Below are 21,057 nucleotides of genomic sequence, written 5' to 3' on the forward strand. Positions count from 1 at the left end.
CTCCACCCTGAACGGCCGGCAGAACCAGGGCGCCGTGGCAGGGTCACACGCCGGACTCGGTGATCGCTTTATGCCGATCGGCACATGTGCGGAGAGGGTGTCAGCGATCAGTCTTGGAGTCACCGAGACGGCGGCCACCCCGGCCGCCGCAGAAGGGAGTCTCCACCGTGTTCCGCACTCTCCGCACCTCCCCCGCCCTCCGTACCGCCCGTACCGCCCGCACCTTCCGCACCCGGGCCACCCGTACCGCCGCGGCCGCCCTCGCGGGGCTCGCCGTCGTGGCGGTCACCGCATCCGCCCCGGCAGGAGCAGCCCCCTCCGCCGACCCCGCCGCCACCACCACCGCCACCACCGCCGCCCGGGTCAGCGGTTCCGGCCGGATCCACTACGCCCTCCGCCCGGACGACGAGATCCGCTTCACCGTCGATGCGGAGGGCGCCCCCGGCAGCCGCCCGCTCCCCGGCATCCCGCACGGTCTGCCCACCGACGCCCGGGGCACCGTCCACTTCTCCCACCACGTGGTCGGGACCACCGAGGTCCACGAGGCCGATGCCACCGTCGACTGCCTCGCCACCGGCGGCCCCGTCGCCACCCTGACGGCCGTGATCACCAAGTCCGACGTCATGCCGGTCGGCCAGCGCATAGGCCTGAGCGTCTACGACGCCCACGGCCACGGGCGGGATCGCCTCGGCTTCTCCTGGGGTGTGGGCAACGCGGACGTGGACAAGGACGGCAATCCCTACCAGCCCGTGGTCGGCACCTGCATGGCGCTGGCCCCCTTCGCCCCTGTCACCAGCGGTGGCTTCGCCGTCCACTCCGTCGAACTGCCCACCCCGTCCGCCCCCTGACCCAACTGACCCAGCCCGAAACAGCTGCTGTGCCGGTAGCCGCTGTCCCGCACCGCAGTCTGCGCCAGCGCGTACTGGAGCGGCACCGCGACGACCGCGACCGGCAGCACCACGCAGAGCGCCACCTGCCGCAGACCGATCCGCAACTCCTTCCGCCGGCCGGCCGCCACCAGCTGCCAGCCGCCCCAGCACACCGCTACGACCCCGAGCACCAGGCCCGCCCAGGCCAACGGCAGCACGTACACCGCCGTGCCCGGACTGTCCCGGCAGTTGCTCACCAGCGCGCGTACGCCGTCGTCCGCGAACATCATCTGCGCGCTGCACAGCCAGCCCACTCCCGCGAGCACCAGCGGGCCACCCACCCGGGACCACGGAGGCGCACCATGTCCGTCACGCATCAACCCCACACCCGTCCTCCGCTCCTTCCGTCGACTTGGCAGCACGTCACACCCCCGACCACGACGCCCCGCGCCGACCGCCGGTTCCTCGGCCGAGCGGCAGCGATCCGGAACGCCGACGACCGATTGCCGAACGGAGAAACTGACTTGACGTCACATAGCGTCCCTCCAAGGCTGACACCACAGAAGCCACCCACCCCACCAGCTCCGGAGAAACCGTGCCCATCGCCAAGCGCACCGCCCTCGCCCTCGCCGGCCTGGTCCTCGCCGCCACACCCACGGCCGCCCTCGCCGACGGCACCGCGCCCCGGGGCGGCCCGGACCGAGCCGCCCTCGACGCCGCCATAGCCGCCCGACCAGGGGATCCCATCGCGGGTGCGCTCGCTCGGGTGACGGTCGACGGCCGGACTTGGCGCGGCACCGCCGACGACCCGGTGAGCGGGCAGCCGGTCGCACCGAACGCCACCTTCCGGATCGGCAGCATCAACAAGACCTTCGTGGCCGCCGTGGTGCTCCAGCTGGCCGCCGAGCAGCGGATCGACCTCGACGGCACCGTCCAGCAGTACCTACCCGGGGTACTGCCCGACGGAACGGACGGCAGCCCGCTCTACCAGCCGGTCACCGTCCGCCAACTCCTCGACCACACCAGCGGACTGCCGCAGGCCGTCGAGGGCCCGGCAGGCGTCAAGGACACCGACCACGACGGCCTGATCGCCCAGCGCTTCGCGATCGAGACCTTCGACGAGGTCGTCCAGCGCACCCTGCGGCCCACCGACCGGACCTGGCCCGTGCCGACCACACCCGGCACCGAACAGGAGTACAACAACTTCAACTACCGCCTGGCCGGCCTGCTCGTCGAACGCGTGACGGGCCACTCGCTCCAGCAGGAGGTGAGCACCCGCATCCTCGCCCCCCTCCACCTGCGGCACACCGAACTGACCGGTGGCGCGCCGCAGATGCCCGAACCGCACCTGCCCGGATACCTCGACAGCAACGCCGGCGTCCCGACGGACGTCTCCGAGCAGGGTGGCAACTCCGAATCGATGATCTCCACCCCGGCCGATCTGGACCGCTTCCTGGGCGCCCTGTTCGACGGCGAACTCCTGCCCCCGCAGCAGTTGCACGACCTGTTCACCCTGCCGCGCGACGCCTCCGGGCAGCTGCTCCCCTACCACGGCACCGACGACTGCCGGTTGGGGCCGGACAAGGGCAAGGCCTGCTACAGCGCCGGGCTGCTGTCCCTCCCCTTGCAGGACGGCACCGTGCTCTGGGGCAAGACCGGACACGACCTCGGCTACTCCGGCGGCTACTTCGCCACCCCGGACCTGCGCAAGCGCCTGGTCTACTCCGTCGGCTCCAGCGGCGGCACGCCGCCCCAGGCCCTGCGCCTGGCGGCCACCGTCTTCGGCCCCTTTGCCCGCTGACCTCCGTCAAGGCGTCACCACCGGTTCAGCGCCCGGCCGCGGCCTCGCGCCAGCGGCCGGGCGACTCCCCGGCGAGCCGTCGGAAGAAGGCGGCGAAGTCGGCGGCGTCGTCGAAGCCGACCCGCTCCGCGCACCGGGCCACCGCCGCCGCGTGCTCCCGCACCAGGTGCTCGACCCCGGCCGGCACCAACCCCCAGCCCTCCTAATCCACTTGCCGGCAGGACGCCCCGAACCCCGCCGACCCGGCTGTGACTTCAACGGATGGATTGCGAGTCCGCCGTCTGCGACCTTGGGTTTCGACTTGTAGTTTGCGAGCCATTCCGAGGATTGCTCTGCGAGGTGCCGTCCGGCAGTGGTGACCGCCGGCAAGGGTTTGATCAGGATGTGACGTGTCGTCACATCAAGCGGTCTCCCGCCACCTTGCGGACGGCTAAGCCTTGATTCGTGCGGCCGACCTGGCGACTTGCTCGATCTTCGCGCGGTAGGCCGCGCGGACTTCCTCGTCGATCTGCTTCTCGTGTTCGGCGCGCAAACCGGTCCGACCGTCGAGGCCCTCGCGCAGGATGTCGGCGTGCCCGGCATGCCGGATGGACTCGCCGAGGACATGGACCATGATGGCGAACAGGTTCGTGTCGGAATAGGGCTCCGGCCACCAAGGCACGTGGCCAGGGGCGTCGAGGGGAAGCTCGTTGATCGTCGCGTCCGAGTGGTCCCACGTGCGCCGGTAGAACCCGATGATCTGATCGCGGGTCTCGTCCTCGGTCGCCCACTGATCGCTGCCGTCGGAGTCCTGCCAGCGGGGCAGCGGTTCCGGGGAAGGGCGGTCGAAGACCTCGCCGAAGTACCTGGCCTCGACGGTGGCCACATGTTTGACCAGGCCGAGGAGGTTGGTCCCGGTCGCTGTCAGAGGCCGGCGGGCATCGTATTCGGACAAGCCGTCAAGTTTCCAGAGCAGCGCCTCGCGGTCTCGCCGCAGTCTCCCGTGCAGGTTGTCCTTCGCGAATTCATCGATCATGCGACCTGAGCCTGCCATGGGCTGCTCGCGGCCTCAATGGTCCGCAACGAGCCCCGGACCGCCGTTCGCGTCCTGACCGCCGCCCCACTGCCGCCGGAGCTCCGCGCCACCGCCGTCGAGTCCTTCGCGGCAGGCCTCCCCGCCCCGGCCGACCGCCGGTGACCTCGCCCGCTCCGCCCCTCCCGCCGCGACCGCGGAATCGCATTGGCGATCCGCCGCCTCCACTGCCTATCGTCGGAGCATGACCACCCGAACCTTCCGCATCATGGTGCGCGGCGTCTTCGACGGCCTCAGCGACGAGCAACGCGCCGAACTCCACGCCGCCGCCCCCGAGCACGACGTCCTGCACGCCGCCTTCACTCGCGAGGGCCACCTCAGCTACGACCTCACCGCACGCACCGCCTTCACCTTCCGCTTCCTGGACGCGGGCGAGGCCGAGGAGGACATCCTGGAGGCCACCGAGCGGGCCGAGCAGGCGGCGCAGTCCTGGCTGACGGACCGCGGCTACGGCTACAAGAACCTCCGCTCCCAGGCCGAGGACCTCTCCCAGGCACCCCTCGGCAAGCGACAGCGCCGCGCCGCCAACGCCACCGGCTGACCGACCCCCTCCCCCTCTGCCACCTCCTTGACGGCTCCGCGCATGCCTATACTTGAGCAGTCAAGGAGGTGGCAATGACAAGCCCCACAAACCCCAGCGCCAACCCCGACCCCGACCCCGACCCCGACCCCGGCCCCCGGCCCGACCCGCTCGACACCGCGCTGCGCCTGGTCCGCGCCCAGACCGCCCTGGTCAAGCGCTTCGACGCGAGCCTCAGCGGCCTGCACGGCGTGAGCCTGTCCGACTTCACCCTGCTGCTGCATCTGGCCCAGGCCCCCGGCGGCCGGATGCGCCGGGTCGACCTCGCCGAGGCCCTCGGCCTCACCGCCTCCGGCGTGACCCGCGGCCTCGCCCCGCTGGAGCGGATCGGCCTGGTGGCCCGCGAGGCCGCCGCCCGTGACGCCCGGGTCGCCTACGCCGCCCTCACCCCGACCGGCCGCGAGCGGCTCGCCGAGATGCTGCACACCGCCCGTCAGGTCGCCGCCGACCACTTCGCCCCCGGCCAGTGGAGCAGCGAGGACCTCACCCAGCTCTCCGCCCTGCTCACCCGCCTCGGCGGCACCGCCCCCGAACACCGCCACATCCCCAGGCCCTAGGCTGGACCCGGAACGCCCGCACCACCCGTAGCACCCGCACCACCTGGCTCACCCGCACCACGACGCACCCCGCGAAGGGCAGCACAGCGCCATGACCCGCACTCCCGACCACGCCGTCCGCAACGCCGCCGCCCCCGCGACCCCCGCCTCCGCCTCCGCCCCCGCGAACACTGCCCCCGCGACCACCGCCCCCGACCTCACCGTCGACGGCACCGGCCTGCTCTGCGTCCAACTGCTGCTCCGCCTGCGCAAGCAGATCGCCCACCTCCCGGCCGGCGCGGTGGTCCACATCCTGACCACCGACCCGGCCGCCCCGCTCGACCTCCCCGCCTGGTGCCACCTGACCGGTCACGAGTACCTCGGTCCGATCCCCTCCACGGCCCCGGACCACGACGTGTACGCCCTGCGCCTCACCTCCGCCCCTGTCCAGACCCGACCGGGCCGCCCGTGGCACCCGACCCCCGCCGCCACCTCCGCCCCGACCCCGGACACCCCCAACCCCACCCCGAACCAGACCGACTGAGCCCGACCGGGCAGAAATCCCCGCGCGCCCGCCCCCTCCCCCGGTGAAGACTGCCCCCATGCCCACCGCAGTCGACACCCCGGACGGTCCGCACGCCAACCGCCTCCTCGGCCACCCGCCCGAGGCCCGGCTCCTGCTGATCAACTGCGACGACCTGGGCCTGGACGAGTCCGTCAACCTCGCCGTCGTCGAGGCGGTCCGGCAGGGCATCGCCGCCTCCTGCAGCCTGATGACCCCCTGTCACGCCGCCCCGCACGCGCTCCGCCTCCTGCGCCGCCACCCGGAGATCCCCTTCGGCATCCACCTCACCCTGGTCTGCGAGGTACCGCACCTGCGCTGGGGGCCGCTCACCGCCCGCGACCGGGTGCCCTCCCTGCTCGACCCGGCCGGCGAGTTCCACGCCCCCACCCCGGCCGGCCGGGAAGCCCTCGCCGCAAACGCGCAACTCGACCACGTGGAGCGCGAGTTCCGCGCCCAGATCGACGCGGTCGCGGCGAGCGGCCTCAGCCCGACCCACCTGGACTTCCACTGCCTGGCCGACGGCGGCCGCGAGGACGTCCTGGACCTCACCCTCGCCCTCGGCGCCGAGTACGGCCTGGCGGTGCGGGTGTGGCTGCCGCCCGCCCTGAACCGGCTGCGCGAGCGCGGCCTGCCGGTGGTCGACCACGGCTTCCTCGACAGCTTCGCGGTGCCGCTGGAGGACAAGCCCGCCCACTACGCCCACCTGCTCGCGACCCTCCCCCCTGGCCTGACCGAGTGGGCCGTCCACCCGAGCCTCGCCACCGGCCCGGCCTTCCGCATCCCGACGGCCGACAGCCCGACCGCCACCCCGACCAACCACCCGACCACCCGCCCGACCAACCACCCGGCCAACCACCCGACCGACGACGGCTGGCGGGTCCGCCGCACCGACTACGAGTTCCTGGTCTCCCCCGAGGCCCACCGCCTGCTCGCCGAACACGCGATCACCGTGCTCGGCTACCGCGCACTTCAGGAAGCCTGGCAAGCCGCCCGAGGACGGGTCACGTCGCGCGACCCCCGCCCGCCCGGTGTGCCACGATGAGAAGAAAACGTAACGGCCCGGCCCCACAGGGAGGTTGACCACCATGGATCCGATCCTCAGCTGCCAATGGTTCGACCAGCAAGGCGAGTGGGAATTGACCGTTCGTCACAACGGTGCCGAGTGGGAGCTGTTGGCGTCCGCGCCGTCCTGGTCGGAGTCGCTCCCCTTCGCCGGCCCGGACGAGGTCCGCCGACTGGCCCAGGCCTTCCTCGACCTGCCCGCCGAGCCCGAACCGTACGAGTTCGAATGGACGCTCTCCCGGACGGAGTTCGCCCGCACCGAGAAGGAGCGCACCCTCTTCGCGACCCTCGCCGTCGGACTGGACCCCGACGACGGCCACCGCCCGTACCTCGCCTACCAGTCCTCCCACCACCTGGGCGGAAACGCCTCGCTCGGCCTGGAGGTGATCTGCGAGGATCCGCCGGTCGACCACCTCCGCGCCCAGGCCCACGCCTTCCTCACCAACTGCCCGGGCCCGCCTCCCCTACGACCCTAGGCCCGAAACCCCGGGCCCCGAAACCCCGGGCCCCGAAACCCCAGGCCCCGGACGCCGGGCCCCAGAGGCACCGACGGCCCGCGCCGCCCAGTCCAGCACCTCGGCCGAACTCTCCGGCGCCACCCATCCGTTGACCACCGCGAGCAGCACCAGGTACCGCTCCCGCCGGGGATCCGCCATCGCCCGCAACCGCTCCGCCAGCCGGGCGCGCAAAGGAGCGTCCACTCCCTCGGTACCCACCATCCCCGCGTACCGCTCCAGCAGGGCGGCCACCACCGGCGCCGCCTCAGCCGCTTCCGGGTCCACCCCGGCCGCGACCGCCGGACCGGCCGTCTCCCGCACCAGCACGGCCAGACCGGGTCGAGGCAGCGGACTCGCACCGCCCTCCGCGGCCTCGCCCTCCGCCAGCCCGCGCAACAGCTCCCGGAACCCGTCGTCCCCGGCCAGCTGCGCCAGCTCCACCCAGGCCTCGACCTGTTCGACCGACGGATCCTCCGGCAGCTGGGGTGTCAACGACCGGGCCACCCCGCCGGAGCCGCCCTCCGATCCGAACACCTCGGCCAGGAACTCCCCGACCAGGCGCCCCCGTTCGTCCTCGGTCAACCGTGCCAAGCGGTGCACCAGCGTCAACTCCTCCTCGGTCGCCCCGCGCGCGGCCACCGCCCGCAACACCACCCGCCGCAGCCGCAGCACCCGGATCCGGACGTCGAGCGCCGCGGCGTGCGCCGCCGCGACCTCCGACAGCGCACGCTCGCGCTCCAGCACCTGCCGGACCTCCGGCAAGCCGAGCCCGAGTTCGCGCAGCGTGCGCACCAGATCCAGGCGGGCGACGGCGTCCGCGCCGTACCGCCGGTGGCCGGCCGGGGTGCGGTCGGCCGGCGACACGATCCCCTGGTCCGAGTAGAAGCGGACGGTCTTCACCGTCAGCCCGGTCCGCCGGGCCAACTCGCCGATCGTGTGCAACTCACCGACCGCGCGCACGGGGTTGACCGGGGAGAGGATGTCGCCGTTCATGCCCACCACCCTGCCGCCTCCCCCTACGAGAGATGCAACCCCGAAGGCGTCGGCAGGGCCTCAGGCGGTCCGCCGCAGCAGCGCCAGGTACATCGCGTCCGTCCCGTGCAGGTGCGGCCACAGCTGCACGTCCGGCCCGTCGCCGAGCGCCGGAACGCCGGGCAGCAGCGGCCGGGCGTCGATCCACTCGACCCGGCCGCCCTCCTCGCGCAGCACGTCGTCGACCACCGCCCGGGTCTCCGCGAGGTGCGGCGAGCAGGTGGCGTAGCCGACCACGCCGCCGACCCGGGTGGCCTCGATCGCCGAGCGCAGCAGGTCCCGCTGGAGCGGGCCGAAGGCCGCGACGTCCGCGGGCCGGCGCCGCCAGCGCGCCTCCGGGCGGCGCCGCAGCGCGCCCAGGCCGGAGCACGGCACGTCGACCAGCACCCGGTCGAAGCCGCCGGAGCGCCAGGCCGGGCGCGTCCCGTCCGCCGCGATCACCGTGTACGGGCCGGGGTTGCCCTCCAGCGCCCGCGCCACCAGCCGGGCCCGGTGCGGCTGCTTCTCGCTGGCGACCAGCCCCGCGCCCCGCGCCGCGGCCAGGGCGCCGAGCAGCGCGGCCTTGCCGCCCGGTCCGGCGCAGCCGTCCAGCCAGAGCCGGTCCGGCCCCTCCAGCGGCGCGGCGGCCAGCGCGAGCGCGACCAGCTGGCTGCCCTCGTCCTGCACGCCGGCCCGGTTCTCCCGGACGGCGGTCAGCGTGCCCGGGTCGCCGCCCTCGGCGAGCCGCAGCGCGAACGGGGACCAGCGCCCGGGCTCGGCCTCGGGCAGCACCTCGGCCAGCTCGCCGACGGTCGCCCGGCCGGGCCGGGCGACCAGGGTGACCTCGGGCCGCGCGTTGTCGGCCCGCAGCAGCTCCTCGATCGCGCTGCGCCCGGAGGCGTCCGGCTGCCAGCGGCCGAGCGAGTCCCAGAGCGCGGAGACCACCCAGCGCGGGTGCGAGTGCACGACGGCCAGGTGGTCCTCGGCGTCCTTGTCGTACGGCGGGGCGACCCGCTCGATCCAGGCGTCCAGGTCGTGGGCGCTGATCCGGCGCAGCACGGCGTTGACGAACTTGGCCTTGCCGTCGCCGAGCACCACCCGGGCCAGCTCGACGGTCGCCGAGACGGCCGCGTGGCTGGGGATGCGGGTGGTGAGCAGCTGGTGGGCGCCGAGCGAGAGCACGTCCAGCACCGGCGGGTCGACCTTGCTCAGCGGCCGGTCGATGCAGGCGGCGATGACCGCGTCGTAGGTGCCCTGGAGCCGCAGGGTGCCGTAGACCAGCTCGGTGGCGAGGGCGGCGTCGCGCCGGTCCATGCCCTTCTGCTCGGCCTCGCGGAGCAGGGAGGGCAGGATCAGGTTGGCGTACGCGTCCCGCTCGTCGACGGCGCGCAGCGCGCGGAAGGCGACGATCCGGGCCGGGTCCTTCTTCGGCCGCCGGTGCGGACGGGGGGCGCGCTTGCCGCCGGTGCTGCTGGACGTGCCGGGGTTGCTGGGGGTGCTCACAGGTGCCTCAAAGTGCTGCGATGGTTATCGGAAGATCTCAAACGAACATTCAAACAAAAATTCAAACGAACAGCTCAACGAACAGTAACGCCAAACCCGACGGTCAGCTCTCGGAGCCGGCCCCGCCCCCGAACCGCTCCCCCTCCTCCAGCCGCGCCCCACGCGCCCAGTCGGCCGCCCGCATCTCCTTCTTGCCCTGCGGACGCACCTCCCCCAGCTCGATGTCGTGCGACCCCGTCCCGACCCGCACGCTGTTCTTGCCGGCCATCGCGACCTGACCGGGCGCCAGCTCGGCGGCCTCCGGCAGCAGCTTGACCGGCCCGGTGACCTTGAGCCGCTCGCCCCGGAACTCCGTCCACGCGCCCGGCGCGGGCGCGCAGCCGCGCACCACCCGGTCGATCCGCAGCGCGGGGTGGTTCCAGTCGATCCGGGCGTCCTCGACGGTGATCTTCGGCGCGAGCGTGACACCCTCGGCGGGCTGCGGCACGGCATGCAGCGAGCCGTCCGCGATGCCGTCCATGGTGGCCACCAGCAGCCGGGCGCCGGACAGGGACAGCCGGGTGAGCAGCTCACCGCTGGTGTCGCTCGGCCGGACCTCCTCGGTGATGACGCCGTAGACCGGGCCGGAGTCCAGGCCCTGCTCGATCAGGAAGGTGGACGCGCCGGTCACCTCGTCGCCCGCCAGCACCGAGTGCTGGACGGGGGCCGCGCCGCGCCAGGCGGGCAGCAGCGAGAAGTGCAGGTTGACCCAGCCGTGCTTCGGGATCTCCAGGGTGCCGGGGCGCAGCAGCGCGCCGTAGGCGACCACCGGGCAGCAGTCGGGGGCGAGTTCGGTGAGCCGGGCGACGAAGTCCGGGTCACTCGGCTTCGCCGGCTTGAGGACCTCGATCCCAGCCTCCTCGGCGCGCTGGGCGACGGGGCTGGCGACCAGCTTGCGCCCGCGCCCGGCGGGGGCGTCGGGACGGGTGACCACCGCGACGACCTCGTGCCGGTCGGAGGCGATCAGCGCGTCGAGGGCGGGAACGGCGACCTCGGGGGTGCCGGCGAAGACGAGACGCATCAAGTGCCTTTCTGCATACGGAAATCGAAGAACGAACTCAGCGCGCGGAGCCGAAGGTGCTGTGCGGCGAGACCTTGACGACGGGCGCCGGCCCGGCGCCCCACTCCGCCTCCCGGATGGCCTTCAGCGCGGCCTTGCGCTGCTCCCGGTCGAGCCGGTCGATGAAGATGATGCCGTCCAGGTGGTCGGTCTCGTGCTGGATGCACCGGGCGAGCAGTTGGGTGCCCTCCAGCGTGACCGGATCGCCGTACATGTTGAAGCCCTTGGCCACCACGCCGTACGCGCGCTTGGTGTCGTAGCGCAGCCCGGGCAGCGAGAGGCAGCCCTCCGGGCCCTCCTGCTCGTCCTCGCTGAGCGACAGGTCCGGGTTGATCAGGTGCCCGGTGACGCCGTCCACGTGGTATGTGAACACCCGCAGTGAGACGCCGAGTTGGGGCGCGGCGAGGCCGGCGCCGGGGGCGTCGAGCATGGTGTCGGTGAGGTCGGAGACCAGGTTGCGCAGTTCCTTGTCGAAGGTGGTCACCGGCTGGGCGGTGGCCCGCAGGACGGGGTCTCCGAAGAGACGGATCGGCTGGATCGCCACGGGGTATGGGCTCCTGTCCGGGTGGGCACGGGCTGTGGGCAACGGCTGGTTCCCGGCAAGTCTATGCAACCCGCCCGGGCGCTCCGACGGGCCGTCCCCGGACACCCGCACCGGCTTCTGGCATATCCCGAGTCTGCGGAGCGGCGTTACCCCGGCCCCCGCTTCGGCGTTGGTCAAGAGAGATTGACCGGGGCCGGGCGCACGGGACACCGCGCCCCGGCCGAGCTGAACCGTACGGAAGGTGGCACGTAGGCCATGGCCGAGCAGATCAATCACGACGCCCGGGCGCGGGCGAGCCTGCACCTGCTGGTGCGGGACATCGAGCGGGTGAGGCGCCAGGTCGACGCGCTGCGGACGCTCACCGCCCAACTGGGCAACGTCTACCGACCGCGCCGTCCGAGCACCTCGGCAGGCTTCGTGGTGTACGGACGGGCGCCCGCGCCGACCGTGCGCCTGGCGCAGGAGCTGCGGGAGAGTGTGGAGACCCTGGTGGCGGCGGCGGTCGAGTTCGACCGGGCGCTGGGCTTCTCCTGGGACTCGGTGGGCTCCGCCCTCGGGGTCACCAAGCAGGCCGTCCACCGCCGCTACGGGATGCGCCGCCCGACCAGCGAGCTCCTCGCCGCCAGCGGCGCCGTCCCGGGCCCCGCCCGCCCGGACCGCTCCGAGGACCTGCCCGCCCCCGCCGAACGCGGCGGCCTGGCCGCCACCGTCCCCGCCGCCCGCCAGGGCGGCCTGGACCGCTCCAGCCTGGAGCGCAACGTCCTCGACCGGACCCCCGTGGACCGCGGCGCCCCGATCGACCGCAGCCCCCTCGACCGCAACACCGTCATGGACCGAACCCCCGTCGACCGCACCGCCCCCATCGACCGCCCCGGCATCGACCGCACCCCCGGCATCGACCGGGTCGGCACCGACCGCCCGCACCCCGACCGCACCGGCATCCCCCTCCGCGGCTGACCCACCCCGCCGAACGCCCGGGCCACCCGGGGCGGGGTGGCCCACTCACCCCGCCCCCGCAGGCCCGTCACCACCCGACGTCGCCCACCGCCCGACGTCGCCCACCGCCCGACACCGCCAGCCACACCGGGCCCCCGCCACACCGCGCACCCGCACCCGCACCCGCACCCGCACCCGCACCCGCCGGCCCGTCGCTACCCGATGTCCGTCGGATCCACCCGCACCCGCACCGCCTCCGGCGTCCGCAGCGCGATCCGCGCGATCTGCGCCGCCTTGAGCGCCGCCGCCAGCGCGGCCCCCTGCCCGGGCGCCACCCGCAGCAGCGCCCGCTCCTGCTCCTCCCCGCGCAGCGCGGGCACCGGCACCGGCCCGAGCACGTCCGCGCCCTCCGGCAACCGGATCAGATTGAGCAGGTCGGCGACGGCCGCCGGGCTCCCGCTCACCGAGGCCATCCGCGACACCGGCGGGAAGTGCAGCTGCGCCCGCTCGTCCCGTTCCAGCCCGGCGTGCCCCAGCGGGTCCCAGCGCACCAGCGCCTGCACCGGCCGGGCCGAGGGTTCGGCGACCACGACCACCGTCCCGCCCTCCGTGGCGGGCCGGGCGAGCGCGGCCGCCGCCAGCCAGAGCCGCAGGGTCTCCTCGCCGGCCCGCAGGTCGGGCCGGCTGAGCAGGGCCCAACCGTCCAGCAGCAGCACCGCCCCGTACCCGGAGCCGCCCTCGACGACGGGTTCCGCTCCCGGGGTGGAGATCACCAGCGAGGGCTCGTCCGGCACGGTGTCCAGCACCGCGTCCCGCCCCGAGGTCCGGACCGGGATGCGGGGGAACGCCTTGCCCAGCTCCTCCGCGGTGCGCCGGGCGCCGACCACCTGGGCCCGGAGCCGGAAGGAGCCGCACTCGGGGCAGTGCCAGTCGTTCTCGGCCTCCCCGCACCAGGCGCAGCACAGCGAGGCGTCCGCCGAGGGCGCCTCCAGCGGCCCCTCGCAGCGCCGGCAGCGGGCGGGGGTGCGGCAGCGTCCGCAGGCGAGCCGGGGCACGTAGCCGCGCCGGGGCACCTGGATGAGCACCGGGTACCCGGCGGCCAGCGACTCCCGGGCGGCCTCCCAGCCGACCGAGGGCAGCCGGGCGGCCTGGGCGGCGGCGTCCCGGTGCTGGTCCTGGTCGGTGACGGTCCGCACCCGGGGCGCGACCTGCCGCACCGTCTCCCGGTCGGCGACCAGTGGCCTGGCCCAGCCGGTGGCGACCAGCTGGGCACCCTCCACGGTCACCGCGTGCCCGCCGAGCAGCACCGCGGCGCCCTCTTCGGCGGCGCGCAGCAGCGCGACCTCGCGCACGTGCGGGTGGGGGGCACGGGGGTCGCTGTGGCTGCCGTCGCCGTCGGACCAGACCACGACCAGCCCGAGGTCGCGCACCGGCGCGAACATGGCGGCCCTGGTCCCGATCGCGGCGTGCACCGAGCCGCGGCTGACCGCGAGCCAGCGCCGGTAGCGTTCGCGCGGGCCGAGGTCGGCCTCCAACGCCACGTGCCGACCGGGGCCGAGCAGCTCGGTCAGCGCCTGGTCGACCCGGGCGACCGACCGCCGGTCCGGCAGCACGACCAGCGCGCCGCGCCCGCCGGCCAGCGTCGCGGCGACCGCCCGGGCGATCTCGTACGGCCAGCCGGGCCCCGGCAGCGCCGCCCACACCGCGCGCGGCGAGCCGCCCCCGGCCAGCGCGCCGAGGAAGTCGGGCCCGGCCGGGTAGCGCTGCCAGCCGCCCGGCACCGGGGGCTGAGGGCGCGGCAGCGGCGGCGGGGAGGGCTCGGCCTCGGCCTTGGCGTGCCGGGGCGGTACGGCGAGCTGGAGCACGTCCGCGAGCGTCCCGGCGTACCGGTCGGCGACGGTGCGGCACAGCCGCAGCAGCTGCGGGCTGAGCACCGGTTCGGGCGAGAGCACCTGGGCGAGCGGGGCGAGCGGGCCGGCGAAGTCGCTCTTCTCCAGCCGGGCGACGATGAACCCGTCGTGCAGTTCGCCGCCCTCGCGCTGGCCCTTGACCACCCGCGCCCCGAAGCGCACCCGCACCCGGACGCCCGGCTGGGCCTCCTCGGCCATCGCGGCCGGGACTTCGTAGTCGAAGAGCTTGTCGATGGTGAGCACGCCCTTGTCCACCACGACCCGGGCCACCGGCAGGTGCTCGGCCCGCTTGGCCCCGCGCCACGACCGGGGCTTGGCCCGTTTGACCGTCTCCCGGATGAAGGCCAGCTGCTCCGGCTCGGCGGCCCCGTTCTCCCCTGTGCTGCTCATCGCTCCCAAGTACTACCAGGTCACACCGACAGGACGCACAAAGCGGAGCGGCGCCCGCCCCCGCTACGGGGGTGGGCGCCGCTCGGCAGAGCCTGGACGTCAGTCCTGGACGTCAGTCCTGGACGTCAGTCCTGGACCGCAGCCTTGAGCTGCTCGACGCGGTCGGTGCGCTCCCAGGTGAAGTCCGGCAGCTCACGGCCGAAGTGGCCGTACGCCGCGGTCTGCGAGTAGATCGGGCGCAGCAGGTCGAGGTCGCGGATGATCGCGGCCGGGCGCAGGTCGAAGACCTCGGAGACGGCCTTCTGGATGGCCAGGACCGGGACGGTCTCGGTGCCGAAGGTCTCGACGAAGAGGCCGACGGGCTCGGCCTTGCCGATGGCGTAGGCGACCTGGACCTCGGCGCGGCGGGCGAGGCCGGCGGCGACGATGTTCTTGGCGACCCAGCGCATCGCGTAGGCGGCCGAGCGGTCGACCTTGGACGGGTCCTTGCCGGAGAAGGCGCCGCCGCCGTGGCGGGCCATGCCGCCGTAGGTGTCGATGATGATCTTGCGGCCGGTGAGGCCGGCGTCGCCCATCGGGCCGCCGATCTCGAAGCGGCCGGTCGGGTTGACCAGCAGGCGGTAGCCGTCGGTGGTCAGCTTGATGCCCTGGTCGGCCAGCGCCTTGAGCTCCGGCTCCACGACGAACTCGCGGATGTCCGGGGTGAGCAGCGACTCCAGGTCGATGTCACTGGCGTGCTGGGTGGAGACGACCACGGTGTCGAGGCGGACGGCCTTGTCGCCGTCGTACTCGATGGTGACCTGGGTCTTGCCGTCGGGGCGCAGGTACGGGATGGTCCCGTTCTTGCGCACCTCGGTCAGCCGGCGGGAGAGGCGGTGCGCCAGGGTGATCGGCAGCGGCATCAGCTCGGGCGTCTCGTCGGACGCGTAGCCGAACATCAGGCCCTGGTCGCCGGCACCCTGCTTGTCCAGGTCGTCCTCGTCGCCCTCGACCCGGGCCTCGTACGCGGTGTCGACACCCTGCGCGATGTCGGGCGACTGCGCGCCGATGGACACCGACACGCCGCAGGAGGCGCCGTCGAAGCCCTTCTTGGAGCTGTCGTAGCCGATCTCCAGGATCTTGTCCCGGACGAGCTGGGCGATCGGGGCGTACGCCTTGGTGGTCACCTCGCCGGCCACGTGCACCTGGCCGGTCGTGATGAGCGTCTCCACGGCGACCCGGGAGGTCGGGTCCTCCCGCAGGAGCGCGTCAAGGATGGTGTCGCTGATCTGGTCAGCGATCTTGTCGGGGTGTCCCTCGGTCACGGACTCCGAGGTGAACAGGCGGCGAGACACAGCGCTCCCTGGGGTTGCAGCGGCTGCTGACTGAAGGCCCCCGGTGGACCGGGGACATCCGGAAAGACTTGATTCCTGGAGTCTAACCGGCTGGTTCCGCCGAACGTCACCCGCTTCCGGAAATCGAGAACGTTCTCAAGCGGGAATCCGTCGCCATTCGAGCGGGAATCGATCAGATCCGACCCGGTTCCATCCGCTTTGCGACCAGGTCCCAGACCACGTCCGCGAGGACCTCCTTGGGGCCCACCGGTACGGGGGTCTCGCTGCCGTCCGCGCCCAGTACCACGGCCTCGTTGATGTCCTGGCCGAAGGCCTTGCCGTTGCCCACCTCGTTCACGACCAGCAGGTCGCAGCCCTTGCGGGCGAGCTTGGCGCGGCCGTTGGCGAGCACGTCGTCGGTCTCCGCAGCGAAACCCACCACCAGTTGACCCGAACGGGGGCGGTGCGCCGACAGCTCGGCCAGCACGTCGGGGTTGCGGACCAGCGCGACCGGCGCCGGCTCGACCCCCTCGACCTTCTTGATCTTGCCGGTCGCGTACTCGGCGGGCCGGAAGTCCGCCACCGCCGCGGCCATCACCACGGCGTCCGCGTCCGCGGCCGCCTCGAGCGCCGCCTCGCGCAGCTCCAGCGCGGTCGAGACGTGCACCACGTCCACCCCGGCCGGGTCGGGCAGCTCGGCGTTGGCCGAGACCAGCGTCACCCGGGCGCCGCGGGCCGCGGCGGTCGCGGCGAGCGCGTAGCCCTGCTTGCCGGAGGAGCGGTTGCCGAGGTAGCGCACCGGGTCCAGCGGCTCCCGGGTGCCGCCGGCCGAGACCACCACGTGCCGCCCGGCCAGGTCGGTGGGCACCGCCCCGCCGCGGCGCAGCACGGCCCGGCAGGCCTCGAAGATCGCGGTCGGCTCGGGCAGCCGCCCCTTGCCGGTGTCCTTGCCGGTGAGCCGCCCGACGGCCGGCTCCAGCACGATCACGCCGCGCCGGCGCAGGGTGGCGACGTTCTCCCGGGTGGCCGGGTGCTCCCACATCTCGGTGTGCATCGCGGGCGCCACCACGACCGGGCAGCGGGCGGTGAGCAGGGTGTTGGTCAGCAGGTCGTCGGCGAGCCCGTGGGCGGCCTTGGCGATCAGGTCGGCGGTGGCGGGGGCGACCACCACCAGGTCGGCCTGCTGCCCGATCCGCACGTGCGGCACCTCGTGCACGCGCTCCCAGGTCTCGGTGGCGGCCGGGCGGCCGGACAGCGCGGCCCAGGTGGCCTCGCCGACGAAGTGCAGCGCCGCCGCGGTGGGCACCACGGTGACCTGGTGGCCGGACTCGGTGAACCGGCGCAGCAGCTCGCACGCCTTGTAGGCGGCGATCCCGCCGCTGACACCGAGGACCACGCGGGGGGCGTCCGCACTCGCGCTCATCTACCGGCACCGGCCTTTCTCCGCATCGGGCACCCGACGTCCCGGGAACGCGATCACCCTACGGCCCCCCGGTCGCGCCCCGCACCGCGCCCCACCCCGCCGAGCACCGCACCCCACCCCCGCCGAAGGGACGGCGAGCGGAAACGCCGGAGGGCCGAGCGGAAACGATTCCGCCCGGCCCTCCGGGAAAGGTGCGGGGATGCCTCAGGCGGCGCCCTCGACCGCCTCGGCGGTCAGCATGCCGGCGTTGATCTCGCGCAGCGCGATCGACAGCGGCTTCTCGTGCACGTGGGTGTCGACCAGCGGGCCGACGTACTCCAGCAGGCCCTCGCCGAGCTGGGAGTAGTAAGCGTTGATCTGGCGCGCGCGCTTGGCGGCGTAGATCACGAGGCTGTACTTCGAGTCGGTGGCCTCAAGCAGCTCGTCGATCGGCGGGTTGATGATGCCCTCGGGCGCGGTCATGGAAGAGGACACGCGAAAACCTTCCGAAAGGGTGGAAAAGACTGACAGGTCAGGCTACACCGAGCAAGGCTAGCAGTTCGGCCGCTACCTGCTCGACGGAGGTGTTGACAAGGGTCGTGTCGAACTCGGTCTCGGCCGCGAGCTCGACCTTGGCCGCCTGCAGCCGCCGCTCGATCACGTCCTGCGACTCCGTACCCCGGCCGGTCAGCCGGCGGACCAGCTCGTCCCAGCTCGGCGGGGCCAGGAAGACCAGCTGGGCCTCCGGCATCGACTCGCGCACCTGACGGGCACCCTGGAGGTCGATCTCCAGCAGGACGGGCTCGCCGCGCTCCAGCTTCTCCAGCACCGCCGCACGCGGGGTGCCGTAGCGGTTGCCCGCGAACTCGGCCCACTCCAGCAACTCGCCGTTGGCGATCAGCTTGTCGAACTCGTCGTTGTCGACGAAGTGGTACTGGACCCCGTTCTTCTCGCCGGGCCTCGGGTGGCGGGTGGTGGCCGACACCGAGAGCCAGACCTCGGGGTGCATCTTCCTCATATGAGCGACGACCGTGCTCTTGCCGACCCCCGAGGGGCCGGAGAGCACGGTCAGCCGCGGACGCTCACTCATGCACCGATTATCCCGGATCGCGGACGATCCTGGGACCACGGGGGCACGGTCAGGCGGCGCCACCGCCGAACTCCCGCTCCAGGGAAGCGATCTGGTTCGTTCCGAGACCGCGGACACGGCGGCTCTCGCTGATGCCGAGGCGCTCCATGATCTGCTTGGCACGAACCTTGCCGACGCCCGGAAGGGACTCCAACAGGGCCGACACCTTCATCTTGCCGATGACGTCGTTGTCGTTCTTGCCGGCCTTGATCACCTCGTGCAGGGAGGCGCCGGAGTGCTTGAGCCGGTTCTTGACCTCGGCGCGCTCCCGGCGAGCCTCGGCGGCCTTGGCGAGCGCGGCGGTGCGCTGTTCAGGGGTAAGGGGCGGAAGAGCCACGCCGTTCACCTCAGGGTGTGGAAGGAAGGGATTGAGCTATGACTGGTTTGGTACCGAGGACACCGTCCGCAAGGGGAGCCCAATGGGGAACCACAGAGCCCTGACCTGCGGGAGCTACGGGTTTCGCGGCTCGCCGATGACCTATCGCCGGACACTACCCGCATTGCGGCGCCACGTCAGGAAAAGAACACGAAAAGTCCTGGTCAGCCAAGGCCGACCAGGACTTTCCAGGGCAAAATGACCGCGATTGCGAAACTTTGACGGGGTCGATGTGACGGCGCTCACGTCGACCCCGGTGCCGCCCCGCCGTCCTGCGGACACTGCGCACGGTCACCGATCGGCTACCGCGCCGCTACCGGCCGGACCGCTTCCGCTACTTGACGGCTCCGGCCCGACGGCGTCGGCCGCTACTTGACGGCGTCCGCGAACTCCCCGACGAAGCGCTCCGCGGCCGCCCGCAGCGCCGGCACCGACGGCCCGTGCTTGAGCACGTCCCGGCTGACGCTCGGCACCACGTTGATCACCGAGGCGCCGAACACCCGCGGCAGGTCCGCCATGGTCGCGCCCTGGGCGCCGATCCCGGGGGCCAGCAGCGGGCCGTTGATGGCCAGGTCCACGCCCGCGTCGGCCAGCGTCGCGCCGACCACCGCGCCGAAGGAGCCCAGCGGCGCGGCGTCCGCGTTCTCCGCGGCCAGCCGGCGCAGCACCGAGGCGGCGACCGGCTCGCCGTCCGCGCCGACGGCGCGCTGCACCTCGGCGCCCTCCGGGTTGGAGGTGAGCGCCAGCGCGAACACCCCGCAGCCCTGTTCGCGGGCCAGGTCCAGGGCCGGCCGCAGCGAGCCGAAGCCCAGGTACGGGCTGACCGTGAGGGCGTCGGAGAACAGCGGTCCGGCGGGCGACAGGAAGGCCTCCGCGTAGGCCGCCATGGTGGAGCCGATGTCGCCGCGCTTGGCGTCCATCAGCACCAGCGCACCGGCCGCCCGGGCCTCCTCGACGGCCTTCTCCAGCACCGCGACGCCCTTGCTGCCGAAGCGCTCGAAGAAGGCGGCCTGCGGCTTGAGCACGGCGACCCGGTCGGCCAGGGCCTCCACCACGGTCCGGCTGAAGGTCTCCAGCCCGGCGAGGTCGTCGCCGAGCCCCCAGGCGGAGAGCAGGGAGGCGTGCGGGTCGATGCCGACGCAGAGCTGGCCTCGGGTGTCGAGGGCCTGGCGCAGCCGGGCGCCGAACGGGGCGAGGGTCATGTCGTCCTTTCCAGGATTTCCGGGTGCAGTACGGGGGTTCACGAGCTGCGGACGGCGCTGCCGACGGCCGCGGCGAGGTCACGGAAGCCCGCACCGCGGACCCGGGCGGAGAGGCCCCGGTGGATCCGGCGGCACCAGAACGGGCCCTCGTAGATGAAGGCGCTGTAGCCCTGCACGAGGTCGGCGCCGTGGATGATCCGCTGCCAGGCGTCCTCGGCGGTCTCCACGCCGCCGACCGAGACCAGGGTCAGCCGGCCCCCGGTGCGGGCGCGCAGGCGCTGCAGCACCTCCAGGGCGCGGGCCTTGAGCGGGGCGCCGGACAGGCCGCCCATGCCGATCTCCTCGACCCGCTGCGGGTCGGCCAGCAGGCCGTCCCGGCCGATCGTGGTGTTGGTGGCGATGATGCCGTCCAGGCCCAGCTCCAGGGCGAGGTCGGCGACGGCGTCGACGTCCTCGTCGGCCAGGTCGGGGGCGATCTTGACCAGCAGCGGGACGTGGTGCGCGGTGGTGCGGTCGGCGGCCTCGCGCACGGCGGCGAGCAGCGGGCGCAGGTGGTCGACGGCCTGGAGGTTGCGCAGCCCGGGGGTGTTCGGGGAGCTGACGTTGACCACCAGGTAGTCGGCGTACTTGGCCAGCCGCTCGGTCGACTTGACGTAGTCGGCGACGGCGTCGGCCTCCTCGACCACCTTGGTCTTGCCGATGTTGACGCCGATCACCGGGGTGGAGCTGGTGTGCGGGCGGGCGGCCAGCCGGGCGGCGACCCGCGCCGAGCCCTGGTTGTTGAAGCCCATCCGGTTGATCAGCGCGCGGTCCTCGACCAGGCGGAACAGCCGGGGCGCCGGGTTGCCGGGCTGAGGCTCACCGGTGATGGTGCCGATCTCGACGTAGTCGAAACCGAGCATGGCCAGGCCGTCGATGCCGACGCCGTTCTTGTCGAACCCGGCCGCGAGCCCGAACGGGCCGGGCAGGTCGAGGCCGAGGGCCCTGGTGCGCAGCGCCCGGTCGCGCGGGGCGAGCACCAGCCGCACCAGGGTGCGCAGACCGGGCACCGAGGAGGCCAGCCGGATCCAGAAGAAGGCGAGGTGGTGGGCCTTCTCGGGGTCCATCTTCTTGAAGACGAGGTCGAACAGGAACTTGTACAAAGCGGATCAACTCCGAAGGCAGCAGCGAGTTCAGGGCGCGGGCGCGGCCCGTCGAAGGAAGCGGGGTGGTGGGCGACGGGCGGGCATACGAGTGGGGGGCACCAATCCGGCTCCGGTG

General features: G+C 73.4%; 23 protein-coding genes. 8 read left to right on the forward strand and 15 right to left on the reverse strand.

Annotation, left to right across the window (positions count from 1 at the left end):
- Positions 1-167 precede the first annotated feature (167 nt).
- Complete coding sequence (locus ABTY61_RS31975) at positions 168-848, forward strand: hypothetical protein (RefSeq protein WP_350508620.1); 681 nt, start codon at positions 168-170, stop codon at positions 846-848.
- Here the strand turns inward: ABTY61_RS31975 and ABTY61_RS31980 are convergent.
- Positions 740-1,246 carry a hypothetical protein gene (locus tag ABTY61_RS31980; protein ID WP_350508621.1) on the reverse strand — a complete coding sequence of 169 codons (507 nt, stop codon included), beginning with the start codon at positions 1,244-1,246 and terminating at the stop codon, positions 740-742. The genes ABTY61_RS31975 and ABTY61_RS31980 overlap by 109 nt on opposite strands.
- Before the next feature lie 218 nt (positions 1,247-1,464).
- Here ABTY61_RS31980 and ABTY61_RS31985 point away from each other — a divergent pair, with 218 nt between their 5' ends.
- Positions 1,465-2,670 carry a serine hydrolase domain-containing protein gene (locus ABTY61_RS31985; RefSeq protein ID WP_350508622.1) on the forward strand — a complete coding sequence of 402 codons (1,206 nt, stop codon included), beginning with the start codon at positions 1,465-1,467 and terminating at the stop codon, positions 2,668-2,670.
- 25 nt (positions 2,671-2,695) lie between these two features.
- Here the strand turns inward: ABTY61_RS31985 and ABTY61_RS31990 are convergent, their stop codons facing one another.
- A complete protein-coding gene (locus ABTY61_RS31990) occupies positions 2,696-2,857 on the reverse strand; it encodes a helix-turn-helix domain-containing protein (protein ID WP_350508668.1) in 162 nt (53 codons plus the stop codon).
- Positions 2,858-3,100: 243 nt separating this feature from the next.
- The gene (locus ABTY61_RS31995; RefSeq protein WP_350508623.1) at positions 3,101-3,685 is read right to left on the reverse strand and encodes a DinB family protein; all 585 of its coding nucleotides are present in this window, start codon (positions 3,683-3,685) and stop codon (positions 3,101-3,103) included.
- Between the two features lie 241 nt (positions 3,686-3,926).
- On the opposite strand from ABTY61_RS31995, the gene ABTY61_RS32000 reads away from it, so the two are divergent.
- The 5 genes from ABTY61_RS32000 (at position 3,927) to ABTY61_RS32020 (ending at position 6,961) form a co-directional block, all read left to right on the forward strand.
- Positions 3,927-4,283: a DUF6204 family protein gene (locus ABTY61_RS32000; RefSeq protein WP_350508624.1), complete on the forward strand. Its 357-nt coding sequence runs from the start codon at positions 3,927-3,929 to the stop codon at positions 4,281-4,283.
- Between the two features lie 74 nt (positions 4,284-4,357).
- Positions 4,358-4,879 (forward strand): MarR family winged helix-turn-helix transcriptional regulator, encoded by a 522-nt coding sequence (locus ABTY61_RS32005; protein WP_350508625.1) that lies wholly within the window; start codon positions 4,358-4,360, stop codon positions 4,877-4,879.
- 91 nt (positions 4,880-4,970) lie between these two features.
- Positions 4,971-5,402, forward strand: a complete 432-nt coding sequence (locus ABTY61_RS32010; RefSeq protein WP_350508626.1) for a sulfurtransferase TusA family protein — start codon at positions 4,971-4,973, stop codon at positions 5,400-5,402.
- A 58-nt stretch (positions 5,403-5,460) separates the two neighbouring features.
- Positions 5,461-6,465 (forward strand): polysaccharide deacetylase family protein, encoded by a 1,005-nt coding sequence (locus tag ABTY61_RS32015; protein ID WP_350508627.1) that lies wholly within the window; start codon positions 5,461-5,463, stop codon positions 6,463-6,465.
- A 94-nt stretch (positions 6,466-6,559) separates the two neighbouring features.
- The gene (locus tag ABTY61_RS32020) at positions 6,560-6,961 is read left to right on the forward strand and encodes a hypothetical protein (protein WP_350508628.1); all 402 of its coding nucleotides are present in this window, start codon (positions 6,560-6,562) and stop codon (positions 6,959-6,961) included.
- Here the strand turns inward: ABTY61_RS32020 and ABTY61_RS32025 are convergent.
- From ABTY61_RS32025 to def, 4 genes are all read right to left on the reverse strand, one after another.
- Positions 6,950-7,975, reverse strand: coding sequence for a MerR family transcriptional regulator (locus ABTY61_RS32025; RefSeq protein ID WP_350508629.1), 1,026 nt, complete (start codon positions 7,973-7,975; stop codon positions 6,950-6,952). The two genes, ABTY61_RS32020 and ABTY61_RS32025, sit on opposite strands and share 12 nt — an antisense overlap.
- Positions 7,976-8,035: 60 nt before the next feature.
- The gene (locus tag ABTY61_RS32030; RefSeq protein ID WP_350508630.1) at positions 8,036-9,496 is read right to left on the reverse strand and encodes an RsmB/NOP family class I SAM-dependent RNA methyltransferase; all 1,461 of its coding nucleotides are present in this window, start codon (positions 9,494-9,496) and stop codon (positions 8,036-8,038) included.
- A 103-nt stretch (positions 9,497-9,599) separates the two neighbouring features.
- Complete coding sequence (gene fmt, locus ABTY61_RS32035; RefSeq protein ID WP_350508631.1) at positions 9,600-10,556, reverse strand: methionyl-tRNA formyltransferase; 957 nt, start codon at positions 10,554-10,556, stop codon at positions 9,600-9,602.
- A 37-nt stretch (positions 10,557-10,593) separates the two neighbouring features.
- A complete protein-coding gene (def, locus tag ABTY61_RS32040) occupies positions 10,594-11,139 on the reverse strand; it encodes a peptide deformylase (protein ID WP_350508632.1) in 546 nt (181 codons plus the stop codon).
- 255 nt (positions 11,140-11,394) lie between these two features.
- Between def and ABTY61_RS42045 the strand changes: the two genes are divergently transcribed.
- The gene (locus tag ABTY61_RS42045; protein ID WP_502895464.1) at positions 11,395-12,096 is read left to right on the forward strand and encodes a hypothetical protein; all 702 of its coding nucleotides are present in this window, start codon (positions 11,395-11,397) and stop codon (positions 12,094-12,096) included.
- Positions 12,097-12,290: 194 nt separating this feature from the next.
- Here ABTY61_RS42045 and ABTY61_RS32050 read toward each other — a convergent pair whose 3' ends face one another.
- The 8 genes from ABTY61_RS32050 to ABTY61_RS32085 all read right to left on the reverse strand — a co-directional run bounded on the left by ABTY61_RS32050 (position 12,291) and on the right by ABTY61_RS32085 (position 20,939).
- A complete protein-coding gene (locus ABTY61_RS32050) occupies positions 12,291-14,375 on the reverse strand; it encodes a primosomal protein N' (RefSeq protein ID WP_350508633.1) in 2,085 nt (694 codons plus the stop codon).
- A 125-nt stretch (positions 14,376-14,500) separates the two neighbouring features.
- The gene (gene metK / locus ABTY61_RS32055) at positions 14,501-15,709 is read right to left on the reverse strand and encodes a methionine adenosyltransferase (protein ID WP_350508634.1); all 1,209 of its coding nucleotides are present in this window, start codon (positions 15,707-15,709) and stop codon (positions 14,501-14,503) included.
- 172 nt (positions 15,710-15,881) lie between these two features.
- Positions 15,882-17,111: a bifunctional phosphopantothenoylcysteine decarboxylase/phosphopantothenate--cysteine ligase CoaBC gene (gene coaBC, locus ABTY61_RS32060; RefSeq protein WP_350508635.1), complete on the reverse strand. Its 1,230-nt coding sequence runs from the start codon at positions 17,109-17,111 to the stop codon at positions 15,882-15,884.
- A 204-nt stretch (positions 17,112-17,315) separates the two neighbouring features.
- Positions 17,316-17,585, reverse strand: a complete 270-nt coding sequence (rpoZ, locus tag ABTY61_RS32065) for a DNA-directed RNA polymerase subunit omega (protein ID WP_188297240.1) — start codon at positions 17,583-17,585, stop codon at positions 17,316-17,318.
- A gap of 37 nt (positions 17,586-17,622) precedes the next feature.
- Positions 17,623-18,180 (reverse strand): guanylate kinase, encoded by a 558-nt coding sequence (gene gmk, locus ABTY61_RS32070; RefSeq protein WP_350508636.1) that lies wholly within the window; start codon positions 18,178-18,180, stop codon positions 17,623-17,625.
- A 49-nt stretch (positions 18,181-18,229) separates the two neighbouring features.
- The gene (mihF, locus tag ABTY61_RS32075; protein WP_030290269.1) at positions 18,230-18,556 is read right to left on the reverse strand and encodes an integration host factor, actinobacterial type; all 327 of its coding nucleotides are present in this window, start codon (positions 18,554-18,556) and stop codon (positions 18,230-18,232) included.
- A 407-nt stretch (positions 18,557-18,963) separates the two neighbouring features.
- Positions 18,964-19,797, reverse strand: a complete 834-nt coding sequence (gene pyrF, locus ABTY61_RS32080; protein WP_350508637.1) for an orotidine-5'-phosphate decarboxylase — start codon at positions 19,795-19,797, stop codon at positions 18,964-18,966.
- 38 nt (positions 19,798-19,835) lie between these two features.
- A complete protein-coding gene (locus tag ABTY61_RS32085) occupies positions 19,836-20,939 on the reverse strand; it encodes a quinone-dependent dihydroorotate dehydrogenase (RefSeq protein ID WP_350508638.1) in 1,104 nt (367 codons plus the stop codon).
- Positions 20,940-21,057: the final 118 nt, after the last annotated feature.

Origin of the sequence: Kitasatospora sp. NPDC096128, assembly GCF_040303105.1 — a bacterium.
Lineage (GTDB): Bacteria > Actinomycetota > Actinomycetes > Streptomycetales > Streptomycetaceae > Kitasatospora.

Bases quoted from the DNA above. Each gene is read 5' to 3' on its own strand.
- ABTY61_RS31980 (WP_350508621.1), bottom strand. From the start codon at position 1,246: ATGCGTGACGGACATGGTGCGCCTCCGTGGTCCCGGGTGGGTGGCCCG.
- ABTY61_RS31995 (WP_350508623.1), bottom strand. From the start codon at position 3,685: ATGATCGATGAATTCGCGAAGGACAACCTGCACGGGAGACTGCGGCGA.
- ABTY61_RS32000 (WP_350508624.1), top strand. From the start codon at position 3,927: ATGACCACCCGAACCTTCCGCATCATGGTGCGCGGCGTCTTCGACGGC.
- ABTY61_RS32005 (WP_350508625.1), top strand. From the start codon at position 4,358: ATGACAAGCCCCACAAACCCCAGCGCCAACCCCGACCCCGACCCCGAC.
- ABTY61_RS32010 (WP_350508626.1), top strand. From the start codon at position 4,971: ATGACCCGCACTCCCGACCACGCCGTCCGCAACGCCGCCGCCCCCGCG.
- ABTY61_RS32015 (WP_350508627.1), top strand. From the start codon at position 5,461: ATGCCCACCGCAGTCGACACCCCGGACGGTCCGCACGCCAACCGCCTC.
- ABTY61_RS32025 (WP_350508629.1), bottom strand. From the start codon at position 7,975: ATGAACGGCGACATCCTCTCCCCGGTCAACCCCGTGCGCGCGGTCGGT.
- fmt (WP_350508631.1), bottom strand. From the start codon at position 10,556: ATGCGTCTCGTCTTCGCCGGCACCCCCGAGGTCGCCGTTCCCGCCCTC.
- ABTY61_RS42045 (WP_502895464.1), top strand. From the start codon at position 11,395: ATGGCCGAGCAGATCAATCACGACGCCCGGGCGCGGGCGAGCCTGCAC.
- ABTY61_RS32050 (WP_350508633.1), bottom strand. From the start codon at position 14,375: ATGAGCAGCACAGGGGAGAACGGGGCCGCCGAGCCGGAGCAGCTGGCC.
- coaBC (WP_350508635.1), bottom strand. From the start codon at position 17,111: ATGAGCGCGAGTGCGGACGCCCCCCGCGTGGTCCTCGGTGTCAGCGGC.
- gmk (WP_350508636.1), bottom strand. From the start codon at position 18,180: ATGAGTGAGCGTCCGCGGCTGACCGTGCTCTCCGGCCCCTCGGGGGTC.
- pyrF (WP_350508637.1), bottom strand. From the start codon at position 19,797: ATGACCCTCGCCCCGTTCGGCGCCCGGCTGCGCCAGGCCCTCGACACC.